Annotated in this window: 8 protein-coding genes; 4 read left to right on the plus strand and 4 right to left on the minus strand. The window is 71.8% G+C overall.

What is annotated here, in order from left to right; all coding sequences use genetic code 11:
• Positions 1 to 485, minus strand: a 485-nt coding sequence (locus tag UWG_RS29880) for an LON peptidase substrate-binding domain-containing protein (protein ID WP_033196095.1), incomplete at its 3' end; no start/stop codon positions are given.
• A gap of 203 nt (positions 486 to 688) precedes the next feature.
• On the opposite strand from UWG_RS29880, the gene UWG_RS0111985 reads away from it, so the two are divergent.
• The 4 genes from UWG_RS0111985 to UWG_RS0112000 all read left to right on the plus strand — a co-directional run bounded on the left by UWG_RS0111985 (position 689) and on the right by UWG_RS0112000 (position 7769).
• Positions 689 to 1429, plus strand: coding sequence for a spermidine synthase family protein (locus UWG_RS0111985; RefSeq protein WP_016907453.1), 741 nt, complete (start codon positions 689 to 691; stop codon positions 1427 to 1429).
• A gap of 148 nt (positions 1430 to 1577) precedes the next feature.
• Complete coding sequence (locus UWG_RS0111990) at positions 1578 to 2345, plus strand: response regulator transcription factor (protein WP_016907454.1); 768 nt, start codon at positions 1578 to 1580, stop codon at positions 2343 to 2345.
• Positions 2346 to 2350: 5 nt separating this feature from the next.
• Positions 2351 to 3709, plus strand: coding sequence for a sensor histidine kinase (locus UWG_RS0111995; protein WP_016907455.1), 1359 nt, complete (start codon positions 2351 to 2353; stop codon positions 3707 to 3709).
• A 226-nt stretch (positions 3710 to 3935) separates the two neighbouring features.
• The gene (locus UWG_RS0112000; RefSeq protein ID WP_016907456.1) at positions 3936 to 7769 is read left to right on the plus strand and encodes a multifunctional oxoglutarate decarboxylase/oxoglutarate dehydrogenase thiamine pyrophosphate-binding subunit/dihydrolipoyllysine-residue succinyltransferase subunit; all 3834 of its coding nucleotides are present in this window, start codon (positions 3936 to 3938) and stop codon (positions 7767 to 7769) included.
• A 322-nt stretch (positions 7770 to 8091) separates the two neighbouring features.
• Here the strand turns inward: UWG_RS0112000 and fxsT are convergent, their stop codons facing one another.
• The 3 genes from fxsT to UWG_RS0112015 all read right to left on the minus strand — a co-directional run bounded on the left by fxsT (position 8092) and on the right by UWG_RS0112015 (position 12623).
• A complete protein-coding gene (gene fxsT / locus UWG_RS0112005; RefSeq protein ID WP_016907457.1) occupies positions 8092 to 11097 on the minus strand; it encodes an FxSxx-COOH system tetratricopeptide repeat protein in 3006 nt (1001 codons plus the stop codon).
• A 70-nt stretch (positions 11098 to 11167) separates the two neighbouring features.
• Positions 11168 to 12361, minus strand: coding sequence for an aKG-HExxH-type peptide beta-hydroxylase (locus UWG_RS0112010; protein ID WP_016907458.1), 1194 nt, complete (start codon positions 12359 to 12361; stop codon positions 11168 to 11170).
• Between the two features lie 34 nt (positions 12362 to 12395).
• A complete protein-coding gene (locus tag UWG_RS0112015; RefSeq protein WP_016907459.1) occupies positions 12396 to 12623 on the minus strand; it encodes a hypothetical protein in 228 nt (75 codons plus the stop codon).
• Between the last annotated feature and the right edge of the window lie 107 nt (positions 12624 to 12730).

The raw sequence follows: 12730 nt of genomic DNA on the forward strand, positions 1-12730 counted from the left end.
CGGTCGACGACCTGCCAGGCGCCGCGCTCCCGCAGCCACTGCGTGGCGAGCGCCTTGTACTCCTTGACGAGCTCCGCCGCCTCCTCAGGAGGGGGCTCGGGGAACACGGCGTCGAGCTCCCGCACCTCCGCGGTGAGCAGGGGCTCGGCGCTCTCGGTCACCGCGGGAACGCGCACCCGGCGCAGCGCGCGGATGAGCGCGCCCGGGTCGCCGCCGGCGAGCCGGCCCACCTGCTCGACGCGGCCCACGACGCCGATCTCCCCGTAGGCGACCGCTCCTTGGCCGCCTTCGGCCTCGTGGACCCGCGGCACCAGCACCACCTCGGGCTTCCCCGTTCCCGCGGCCTCCCTCGCCGCCTCGACGGCGGTGCGGACCTCCTCCTGCGACAGGTCCAGCGGGACCACCATTCCCGGCAGCACGATGTCGGTGTCGGGCTGGCCGAGCGGCACCACGGGCAGGGTGAGCGGTGTGGACATCGAAGCCATGATCTCTCCCTAGGCAGGCAAGTTGAGCTATACCCACTCAATGACGGGAGGCCGAGAGATGTTCCCCGGAGCGTGTTCGCCGTGAGCGATCACGGGGTCCGCGGCGCCGTGCGCCCCCGGAAAACCCCGGCGGACGTCGCAGTGTTCCGCCGACCAGGAACGTCGCTGGACCGTACGCGGCGGTAGTGCCGAGGATGGCGGCCATGGACACCGCGTACCCGCACCCCGCGCCGCCGCTGACCCTCGACCGCAGGGACGGGCCGTACGGCGAGGTGGTGCTGCGCAGGCGCGGCGAGGTGCACGAGATCATCGCCAACGGCTGCTTCCTCATGGACAGTTCGGACGGCCGCTCCGAACGCCTCCTCGTCCGCGCCGCGCTCGCCGAACTCGGGGAGCGCCCGGACCCGACGCTGCTGCTCGGCGGACTCGGCGTCGGCTTCTCGCTCGCCGAAGCGGCGGCGGAGCCGCGGTGGGCGCGCGTCACGACCGTGGAGCGGGAGCCCGCGATCGTCGAGTGGCACACCGCGGGCGGCCGGCCGCTCGCCCCCGTGACGGCGCAGGCGCTCGCGGACCCGCGGACCGAGCTGGTGGTGGGAGACCTCGTGGAGTATCTGCGGGGCGACCACCTTGCAGCAAGCGGGAGTTGGGGCGAGACTGCCGGCGGCGGCGCCGCCTCCTCCGTCTTCGACGTCATGGCGCTCGACATCGACAACGGCCCCGACTGGACCGTCACCGAAGGCAACGCCGACCTTTACACCCCGGAGGGGCTGGCGCTCTGCCGGGAGCGGCTCGCACCGGGAGGCGTCCTCGCCGTGTGGTCGGCCCGGCCTTCGGCGGCCTTCGAAACGGCGATGCGGAATGCCGGGTTCGACCGTGTAAGGACGGATGAAGTGCAGGTCGCCCGGGGCGTCCCGGACGCCGTCCACTTCGGGCGCCGAGCGTAGCCCGTTGTCAACCCTGGGGCCTACGCTGCTCCTGCGAGCAGCTCGGGGTGGCCGTACACCCGGGGACGACGAGGTCGCCGCTGCCCGCAGAAGACGCAGACACAGCAGACACGTTGACGACAGCCGCGGGGCAACGCAGGGGCGGGCAATGGACCACAGGAACACCACACAGACGACCGGCGGACCGGCCTCCGCCAGCACACCGGGCGCGCAGCGCCGCATACTCGTGGTGGAGGACGACCCCACCATCTCCGACGCCGTGACGCGCCGCCTGCGCGCCGAGGGCTTCCAGGTGCAGACGGCCGCCGACGGCCCCGCAGCCGTCGAGGCCGCCGAGGCGTTCGAGCCCGACCTCCTCGTCCTCGACGTCATGCTGCCGGGCTTCGACGGGCTGGAGGTCTGCCGCAGGGTGCAGTCCCACCGCCCGGTCCCGGTGCTGATGCTGACGGCGCGCGACGACGAGACGGACATGCTCGTCGGCCTCGGCGTCGGCGCCGACGACTACATGACCAAGCCCTTCTCGATGCGCGAGGTCGCCGCACGCGTGCACGTGCTGCTGCGCCGGGTGGAGCGCGCCTCGCTCGCCGCGCACACCCCGCGCAGCGGCATCCTCAGGCTCGGCGAGCTGGAGGTCGACCACGCGCAGCGCCGCGTCCGCGTCTCCGGCTCCGACGTGCACCTCACGCCGACCGAGTTCGACCTGCTGGTCTGCCTCGCCAACTCCCCGCGCGCCGTGCTCTCCAGGGAGCAGCTCCTCGCCGAGGTGTGGGACTGGGCCGACGCCTCGGGGACGCGCACCGTCGACAGCCACATCAAGGCGCTCCGCCGCAAGATCGGCGCCGACCGCATCCGCACCGTCCACGGCGTCGGGTACGCGCTGGAGACACCGACGGCGGCCGCGCAGGCCGACGGCTGAGCACCATGCCCGAGGAGACGACGGCCGAACGCGGAAGTGCACCTCCCCGGCACCCGCTCCGCGCCCGCGCCCTGCGGGTGCGCGCCGGCGCGGGCCGCGGGATGGAGCGGATACGCGGGCGGCTGCGCTCCAGACGGCTGCGGCTGCGCGACCTGCGCCTGCGCAGGCTGCGCGCCCTCCAGCACGGCGACCCCGCGGACGGCGCCCCGGCACAGCGCGCGCTGCGCTCGTTGCGGTACCGCTTCGCGTACGCGGGGGACCGCCTGTGGGAGGGACTCCGCCCGCTCGACCCCTACCGCTCGATCAAGGCCGCGCTGGGTTTCCTCGTGATCGTCTCGGTGGCGATCACGACGCTGCTCGCGCTCTTCGCCGTCCACTCCGCGACCGAACTGCGCGTGATCACGATCATTTCGATCATCGCCTCACTCCTGGTGACCCAGTTCGTCGCGCAGTCCCTCACCGCCCCGCTCGACGAGATGAAGGACGCGGCGCGCTCGATGGCGCACGGCGACTACTCGCGCCGCGTCGACGTCGCGCGCAGGGACGAGTTCGGGGAGCTCGCCGACACCTTCAACCGCATGGCGGCCGACCTCGAATCGGTCGACCAGCACCGCAAGGAGCTCGTCGCCAACGTCTCGCACGAGCTGCGCACGCCGATCGCCGCGCTGCGGGCCGTGCTGGAGAACGTCGTCGACGGCGTCTCCGACGCGGACCCGGAGACGATGCGGACCGCGCTGGCCCAGACCGAGCGGCTCGGCCGCCTCGTCGCGCACCTGCTCGACCTCTCGCGGCTCGACAACGGCGTCGTACCGCTGCACGCGCGCCGGTTCGAGGTGTGGCCGTACCTCGCGGGCGTGCTGAAGGAGTCGAACATGAGCAAGGGGCCCGGGCACTCCCGTACCGATGTCCACCTCCATCTCGACGTCTCGCCGCCCGAACTCGTCGCCTACGCGGACGCCGAGCGGCTGCACCAGGTGGCGACGAACCTGATCGACAACGCCGTGAAGCACAGCCCCCCGCACGGCCGCGTCACGGTGCGCGCCTACCAGGGCGAGACGGACGGCAGCCTGGAGGTCGAAGTCCTGGATGAAGGGCCCGGAATCCCGGAGGAGGAACGGCAGCGCGTCTTCGAGCGGTTCAGCCGGGCCAAGGGCGCCCAGGCCGCGGTCCGCGGCAGGAAGAGCGAAGGGCGGACGGAGCAGCGGGGCCAGGGCGCGGGCGACGGCGGTACGGGCCTCGGGCTCGCGATCGCGCACTGGGCCGTCGATCTGCACGGCGGCCGGATCAGGGTGGCCGAGTCCGAGATCGGGTGCCGGATACGGGTGAGCCTCCCTGGAGAACCGCAGGCCGCACGTGTGACGTAACCTCGATCATGGGCACGGCAGTCGGCGGTGACGCAGCGGCGTCGCCGACAGTTCCTTTTCCGAGCGAAACTGTGGGTGATTCCCGTCGTATTCGATGCTGAAACTGAGCGTCGGATGTGACGTGTATGACCAACAGGCAGCCCGGACTGCACCAACCGGCCCGGAAGGCGTAGCCTTTATTCCCGCTGTCCACCACCCGAGGAAGCGGAAGAGGGCGGTTGCCGCCGTGTCGTCTCAGTCCCCCAACAGCTCCAGTCTCTCGGCCGAAAAGGCCGGTCAGGATCAGGCTCCTGCCGACCCGTCCGCCGCGTTCGGCACCAACGAGTGGCTCGTCGACGAGATCTACCAGCAGTACCTCCAGGACCCGAACTCGGTAGACCGAGCCTGGTGGGACTTCTTCGCCGACTACAAGCCGGGCGCTTCGGACGCCCAGGCCCCGAAGAGCACGGCGGCCCCACAGCCAGCGAACCCACAGCCGACGCAGACCGCTGCCCCGGCGCAGCCCGCAGCCCAGCCGGCGGCGCAGCCCGCGCCGCAGCAGCCGAAGCAGCAGAGCGCACCGGCGCCCGCGCAGCCGGCGAAGCCCGCACCGCAGCCGAAGCACGCCAAGCCGGCCGCTGCGCCCGCTTCCCCGCAGCCGAAGCAGGACGAGCAGAAGCAGGAGCAGGCGCCCGAGGGCCCCGAGTACGTCCAGCTCCGCGGTCCGTCGGCGGCCGTCGCGAAGAACATGAACGCCTCGCTGGAGCTGCCGACGGCGACCTCCGTCCGCGCGGTCCCCGTGAAGCTGCTCTTCGACAACCGCATCGTCATCAACAACCACCTGAAGCGGGCGAGGGGCGGGAAGGTCTCCTTCACCCACCTCATCGGCTACGCCATGGTGCAGGCGATGAAGGCGATGCCCGCCATGAACCACGCGTACGCCGAGAAGGACGGCAAGCCGACGCTGGTCAAGCCCGACCACGTCAACCTCGGCCTCGCGATCGACCTCGTCAAGCCCAACGGTGACCGCCAGCTCGTCGTCGCAGCGATCAAGAAGGCGGAGACACTCACCTTCTTCGAGTTCTGGCAGGCGTACGAGGACATCGTCCGCCGGGCCCGGAACAACAAGCTGACGATGGACGACTTCTCCGGCGTCACCTGCTCGCTCACCAACCCCGGCGGTATCGGCACCGTCCACTCGGTGCCGCGGCTGATGCCGGGCCAGAGCGTGATCATGGGCGTCGGCGCCATGGAGTACCCGGCCGAGTTCCAGGGCACCTCGCAGGACACCCTCAACCGCCTCGGCATCTCCAAGGTGATGACGCTGACGAGCACCTACGACCACCGGGTCGTCCAGGGTGCGGCCTCCGGCGAGTTCCTGAAGATCGTCGCCAACCTCCTCCTCGGCGAGGACGGCTTCTACGACGACATCTTCAAGGCCCTGCGCATCCCGTACGAGCCCGTCCGCTGGATGCAGGACATCGACGCCTCGCACGACGACGACGTCACCAAGGCGGCGCGGGTCTTCGACCTGATCCACTCCTACCGGGTCCGCGGCCACATCATGGCCGACACCGACCCGTTGGAGTACCACCAGCGCAAGCACCCCGACCTCGACATCAACGAACACGGGCTCACCCTCTGGGACCTGGAGCGCGAGTTCGCCGTCGGCGGCTTCGCCGGCCAGTCGATGATGAAGCTGCGCGACATCCTCGGCGTGCTCCGCGACTCGTACTGCCGCACCACCGGCATCGAGTACATGCACATCCAGGACCCGAAGCAGCGCAAGTGGATCCAGGACCGGGTCGAGCGCACCAACGCCAAGCCGGAGCGCGAGGAGCAGCTCCGCATCCTGCGCCGGCTCAATGCGGCCGAGGCGTTCGAGACCTTCCTCCAGACCAAGTACGTCGGTCAGAAGCGGTTCTCGCTGGAGGGCGGCGAGTCCGTCATTCCGCTCCTCGACGCGGTGATGGACGCCGCGGCCGAAGCCCGGCTCGACGAGTGCGTGGTCGGCATGGCGCACCGCGGCCGGCTCAACGTCCTCGCCAACATCGTCGGCAAGCCGTACGCGCAGATCTTCCGGGAGTTCGAGGGGAACCTCGACCCGAAGTCGATGCACGGCTCGGGCGACGTCAAGTACCACCTCGGCGCCGAGGGCACCTTCACGGGACTCGACGGTGAGCAGATCAAGGTCTCGCTCACGGCCAACCCGTCGCACCTGGAGGCCGTCGACCCGGTCGTGGAGGGCGTCTCGCGCGCCAAGCAGGACATCATCGGCAAGGGCGGCACCGACTTCACCGTCCTGCCGATCCAGCTCCACGGCGACGCGGCCTTCGCGGGCCAGGGCGTCGTCGCGGAGACGCTCAACATGTCGCAGCTCCGCGGCTACCGCACCGGCGGCACCGTGCACGTCGTCATCAACAACCAGGTCGGCTACACGGCACCGCCCGAGTCCGCGCGCTCCTCGATGTACTCGACCGACGTCGCGCGGATGATCGAGGCGCCGATCTTCCACGTCAACGGCGACGACCCGGAGGCCGTCGTCCGGGTGGCGCGGCTCGCCTTCGAGTACCGGCAGGCGTTCAACAAGGACGTCGTGATCGACATGCTCTGCTACCGCAGGCGCGGTCACAACGAGGGCGACAACCCGAAGTTCACGCAGCCGCTGATGTACAACCTGATCGACAAGAAGCGCTCGGTGCGCAAGCTGTACACCGAGTCGCTCATCGGGCGGGGCGACATCACGCTGGAGGAGGCGGAGCAGGCGCTCCAGGACTTCCAGGGCCAGTTGGAGAAGGTCTTCACCGACGTCCGCGACGCCACCGCGTCGCCCGCGCCGGCCGAAGTCCCCGCCCCGCAGGCCGAGTTCCCCGTGCACGTCGAGACGGCCATCAGCCAGGAGGTCGTCAAGCGGATCGCCGAGTCGCAGGTGAACATCCCCGAGCGGATCAGCGTCCACCCGCGGCTGATGCCCCAGCTCCAGCGCAGGGCGCAGATGGTCGAGGACGGCACCATCGACTGGGCGATGGGCGAGACCCTCGCCGTCGGCTCGCTGCTGATGGAGGGCACGCCCGTCCGCCTCGCCGGACAGGACTCCCGGCGCGGCACCTTCGGCCAGCGCCACTCCGTCCTCCTCGACCAGAACACCGGCGACGACTACACCCCGCTCCTCTACCTCTCCGAGGACCAGGCGCGGTTCAACGTCTACGACTCGCTGCTCAGCGAGTACGCCGCGATGGGCTTCGAGTACGGCTACTCGCTCGCCCGTCCCGACGCGCTCGTCATGTGGGAGGCGCAGTTCGGCGACTTCATGAACGGCGCGCAGACGGTGATCGACGAGTTCATCTCGTCGGCGGAGCAGAAGTGGAACCAGACCTCCGGCGTCACGCTGCTCCTCCCCCACGGCTACGAGGGCCAGGGTCCCGACCACTCCTCGGCGCGGATCGAGCGGTTCCTCCAACTGTGCGCGCAGAACAGCATGACCGTCGCCATGCCGTCGCTGCCGTCGAACTACTTCCACCTCCTGCGGTGGCAGGTGCACAACCCGCACCACAAGCCGCTCGTCGTCTTCACGCCGAAGTCGATGCTCCGGCTCAAGGCGGCGGCGTCGAAGGCGGAGGAGTTCACCACCGGCGGCTTCCGTCCGGTGATCGGGGACTCGCTCGTCGAGTCGGGCAAGGTGGACCCGGCCGGCGTCCGCAAGGTCGTCTTCTGCTCCGGCAAGGTCTACTACGACCTCGACGCCGAGCGGACCAAGCGCGGCGTCACCGACACGGCGCTCGTCCGGCTGGAGCGGCTCTACCCGCTGCCCGGCAAGGAGATCCAGGCGGAGCTCGCCAAGTTCCCGAACGCGCAGAAGTACGTCTGGGCGCAGGAGGAGCCGGCGAACCAGGGCGCATGGCCGTTCATCGCCCTCAACCTCGTCGACCACCTCGACCTGATCATCGGCTCCGAGCCCGTCCCGGACGCCGACCGCCTGCGCCGGGTCTCGCGCCCGTCGTCCTCCTCCCCCGCCGTCGGCTCCGGCAAGCGGCACGAGCAGGAGCAGGCACAGTTGCTCACGGACGTCTTCGAACTGTGAGGGCTCGGCCTTGAGCTGAGTCTCCGAGTGGGGCCGCCGCGCCTGCGGCGGCCCCACTTTTTGCTTGTCCGGGCCCTGTTCAGGTTCAGCGCCATACGGACGGCGGTTCGCCGGTCTCGGACCGGGCTGCGGCACGAGGGGCCCCGCATCGTCGTCGAACCGACCGGGCCGGTTCAGGGGTCAAACGCCCCGCTTCCGGAGGCGGACGACCACAACAGCAATGCGCGCCGGGCGAGAAGGCAGTGGCTGCCGGGAGCGTTCGCGTTCCGTGCGTGACGGACGCCCCTTCGCGGGCGACGCGAAAGGGCGTCGGCGCCCGCCCTCAGCCCAGGTAAGCCTCGAAGTTCCAGTGCGGGCGCATGCGTTGGCGGGCGCTGAGGGTGTGCGGGTGCTGGGCGCCCATGGTGCGGGTGAGGCGTTCGAGGGCGTCCTCCTCGAGCTTGCCCGCCTCGGTGCGTTGGCGGAGGGCGCGGAGATCGGCGGCGAGGGCGATCTGGGCGGAGAGCGTCAGCGGGTGGTCGTCGCCGAGGACGCGGCGGGCGCGGCCGAGGGTGTTGCGGCTCAGCTCGGCTGCCTCGTCGAGGTCTCCGATGATGTTGTGGCCGCCTGCGGCGTTGAGGGCGCAGCCGAGCGTCCACGGGTGCTCCTCGCCGAGGAGGACGGCGAGGCCGCTGTACGCCTGCTTGAAGAGGGCGACCGCCTCGTTGCGCGCCCCCTCCGCCTGGAGCAGCAGGCCGACGTTGCTCTGGAGTCCTGTCGCCACCGGGTGCGCGGGGCCGAGGAGTTCGCGGAAACCGCTCTCGGCCTCGGTCAGGAGGTCGCGGGACTCGCCCAGGTCGCCGTGCTCGCGGAGGAAGTTGCCGTAGTCGTTGGCGACGATGAGCGCTTCGAAGTGGGTACGCCCGTGGACCTGCCGGCGGCGCTCCAGCAGCCCCGCGAGCTGGCCCGCCGTCTCGCTGCGGTCGAGTCCGGCGCGGTAGCGGCAGAGCGCGAGGTGGTGGCGGGCCCAGAGGGTCTGCGGGTGGTCGGGGCCGAGGACCTGGAGGTGGAGGCGCATGCCCTGCTCCTGGCGCGCCGCGGCCTCCCGGAAGCGGCCGAGGAGACGCAGGTCGAGAGCGCAGGAGTTGCCGGAGTGCAGGGTGGCGGGCGCGCGCTCGCGCAGCACCTCCTCGCGCTGGCGCAGGACTTGCTTGTCGACCTCGTACGCGTCCTGGTAGCGCCCGAGGAAGCGGAGCGAGAAGGCGACGCTGTCCCTGGCGACGAGGGTGTTGAAGTCGGCGGGGCCGAGGATGCGTTCGGCGTCCTCCAGGCACTGGAGCTGCTCGTCGAGCGCCTCCTGGTAGCGGCCGAGGCTGCGGTAGTCGGCGGCGAGGGCGCTGCGGGCGAAGTTGAGGGAGTACTCGTCCACCGGTGCGGCCGACTGGAGGTCCTCGAAGAGCGCCTGGTCGAGCTCGTACGCGCGGTGGAAGTCGCCGCTCTCGCGGAGGATGGCGCCCTGCTGGCTGGTGAGCTGCATCCAGAGGCGGTCGTCCCCGGGGACGACGCCCGTCCAGTGGCGGCGTACGCGGTCGGCGAGCTGGCTGCCGGAGATGTACTCGCCGCTGCGCAGGCAGTACCGCAGGCAGTTGACGACCGTCTCGCGGACCCGCGGGTTGCGCGAGTCGAGGGCGCCCGAGGACTCCAGGTGCGCGCGGATCTCCGCGTACTTGGGCCACGAGCGGCTGTCGAGCGCGTTGCCCGGGTCGGCCCTGGCGAGGGCGCGGCGTACGGCCCGCCGGTACTCCTCGCGGTTGTCGTCGGCGGTGAGGCGGCTGATGATGCTGTGCACGACACGGTGCATACGGACCGTCTCGCCGCCGCGGTCGTCGTCCGAGAGGTTCTGGCGCTCGTCGACGTCCCTGCGGAGTACGCAGAAGTTGACGAGGGTGTCGATGGCGCGCGCCCATCCGGAGCCGTCCCGCGCGATCCACCGAAGCTGCTCGGGGAGTTCGGCCTCCGGCACCTGGCGGACGAGTCCGAGCGGGATGCGTCCCGGCGCGAACGCCGAGCAGAGGGCGAGGAGTTCGACGGTGCGGGGCTGCTCCCTGCGGAGCCGGTTGATCAGTATCGACCAGGAGGTGAGCGAGGACTGCGGGTACTCGCTCGGGGTGTCCGGGTGCGGCATCGCGTGGTAGGGGCGCTCGCGGACCATGGAGAGGTACTCGTCGGCCGGCATCCCCGACTCGCCGAGCAGCGCGGCGGCCTGGACGAGCGCGAGCGGCAGGTCCTCGAACTCGACGGAGACCCGGTCGGCCTCCTCGGCGGTGAGGTGCGAGGCCCGGCGCATGAGGAAGCCGGTGGACTCGGCACGCTCGAATCCGGGGACCTCGATCTGATCCACCAGTTGGGACCAGGAGCGGTAACGGGAGGTGATCAGGACGTGCCCCTCGCCCTGGGGGAGGATCTGCTCGGCGCCCTCGACGTCGTCCCAGCCGTCGAAGACGACGAGCCAACGGCGGTACGGCTCGCCCGTGCGCAGCGTCTCCCGGAGCGTCCTGATGCGCTCGCCCGGGCCGCCCGTCTCCGCGGTGATGCCGAGCCGGGGGGCGAGTTCGCTGTACCGCTCGCGGAGGCTGCTGCGGGTGTCGGCGGGGACCCACCAGACGACGTCGTACTGCGGCCGGAAGCGGTAGGCGTACTCGGCGGCGAGCTCGGTCTTCCCGATGCCGGGCATGCCGACGATGGCGCAGGCGGCGGTGTCGCGCACGGCGTCGGAGAGCCGGTGCTGGAGGGTGTTGAGGAGGTCGTCCCTGCCGGTGAACTGGTGGTTGCGGCGGGGCACCGCGCCCCAGACGGGCGGGGGGTCGCCGGGGAAGCGGAGCGCGCCGGGGCGCGGACGCGGCCGGCCGGCGGGGAGTTCGAGGCGCTCCAGGAGGCGGTGCACGGCCTCTTCCTCGCCGATGCCGTAGAGCTCGGCGGGCCTGAGGACCGAAGTGGCCGCGGGGAGCGGCTGGTCGGTGAGGTGGACGGCGGCGAACCTGTGGCGGTTCTCCGCGACGAAGCCGCGCAGCACCTCGTCCCACTCGCCCTCGGGGCGGGGGCCCAGCTCGAAGAACCACTCGTTGAGGACGAGGAGGACACGGCCCTCGGAGAGGAGGAGGTCGCCGAGGCCGCGTTCGAGCGGTTCGTCCCTGGGAGGGTCCCAGCGCTGCATGTTGACGCTGTGGCCGCGGCTCTCCAGCGTCTGGTAGATCCAGGTGGCCCACTGACGGTAGTAGCCAGGGAAGACGACGAGGACGTGCTCGGGGCCCTGGGCCTGCGCGCTCTTCGGCTTCGGCTGAGCGTTCATGCGCCGCTCTCCCTCGGTGCGTTCGTCGGCGGTCCGTCACCGGGCCAACCAGCGGGAAGATTACCGTAGGTCACGTGGCGATGACAGTCTCCGGGAGAGCGACCCCTGCCGGGCGTCGCCGCCGTAGGCCACGGCCCAGCCGAGTATGCCTCAGCACCATCCCGCGCACGAACTGCCGCCCCTCGTAGGTGAGTTCGGCGGACTCACGAAGCTGCGCCAGCGTCCGGGCGGTCTGCTGCCACGCCTCGTGGCTGCGCGGTACGGCGGCCGCGCGCGGGGGCCGGCCCGTCGCGAGGCGGTGCCAGAGCTCGGCGAGGGCGAGGTGCGCGAACGTCCCCTGGAGCGCCGCCTCGACGGGGCGCGGATCGCTCCGCCAGCCGACCTCGTACCGCTCGCGGTTCCGGGCGGTGTGGAGCGGGCGGAGGACGTCGAGGAGGGCGAGCTTGGTGTGCTGGATCTCGTGCACGAGGACGGCGGCGAAGGAGTGCGCGTCGGCGGGCAGCGTGGTGAAGACGGCGCCGGGTGCGGCGCGCAGCGTCATGCTGGAGTGGCCGCCGCCGCGCGGCGGTTCGGGGAGCGGGAGCACGCACTGGAGGAGCGAGCGGACCTCGGCCGCGCCCGCCGCGTCGACGGCCGTGAGCGCGCCGAGCGCGGCGCCGAACCTCGCCGACCAGGTGCGCCTGTCGGTGCGTACGCCGGTGGGCGTGCCGTCGGCCGCGTGGAGCGGCTCGACGTCGTCGAGGCGGGCCGCCGCGCCGGGGAGCCTGCGCGGGCGCACTGCGGCGCGTGCGTACGGGAGCGTCAACTCGCCGCCGATCGCGGTGAATCGACCGAGCCCGGGGAGTACGGCCGAGTCGCTCGGCGGCGCGAGCCGGTGCACGGCGGGCACGCGGGCGGCGACGGCGGCGGCGCAGGCGATTTCGCCGAAGCCGGCCAGCGCGGACGCACGGGGCCCCTCCGGCGCCGAGAGGGCGGCGGCGAGCCGGAGGCCGACCGTCGGATAGAGGAGGACTCGCCGCACGGCCGCCGGGCTCCGGTGCTCGGCGGCTTCGAGGAGGCGCCAGGCCGCGGTGAAGTGCGGGGACGGAGGCCCGAGTTCGGCGGTGCGCTCCCACAGGGCACGGAGCAGGACGAGCCTGCGGTGGTGGAGGAGCCGGCGGAGGAGGGCCCGGTCGGCCGGCTGCGCGGCGCCGGCGCCGGCGCGCAGGTGGAGGCGCGGGTCGCCCTGCGGTGCGCCGCGGCGGGGCGCGGGTGCGGCAGGCACGGTCAGGACCCGGCCCTGGCGGGGGCCGGCGGTGTCACGTGCCGGGGAGCGGGTTGGGGTTGGGGTCGGGGTGGTTGTTCCAACCGCCGTTCTCCGCTGCCGGGTTGGCGAGGACGTGGTCGACCGCCGCCGCGAGGCCGGGAAGCTGGGCCCGAGGAGTCAGGCGCAGGGTGCGGAGATCGACGCCGGAGAGGTCGGGGAGCGGAGGCGCGGCCTCGGGGAACTCTCCCCCGCCGACTGCCGTTTCCGTGTCCTTCGCCATCCTCGCCTTCCCTTTCAGCGGTCGCCGACGGCCGCTGCTGCCAAGGCCCCCGCGGCTGTTGACTTCTTCCCCCTACACCAGATGAGAAAACCCGTTCGGCCGGGCCC

This window comes from Streptomyces xiaopingdaonensis (assembly GCF_000262345.1).
In the GTDB taxonomy this organism is placed as follows: domain Bacteria; phylum Actinomycetota; class Actinomycetes; order Streptomycetales; family Streptomycetaceae; genus Streptomyces; species Streptomyces xiaopingdaonensis.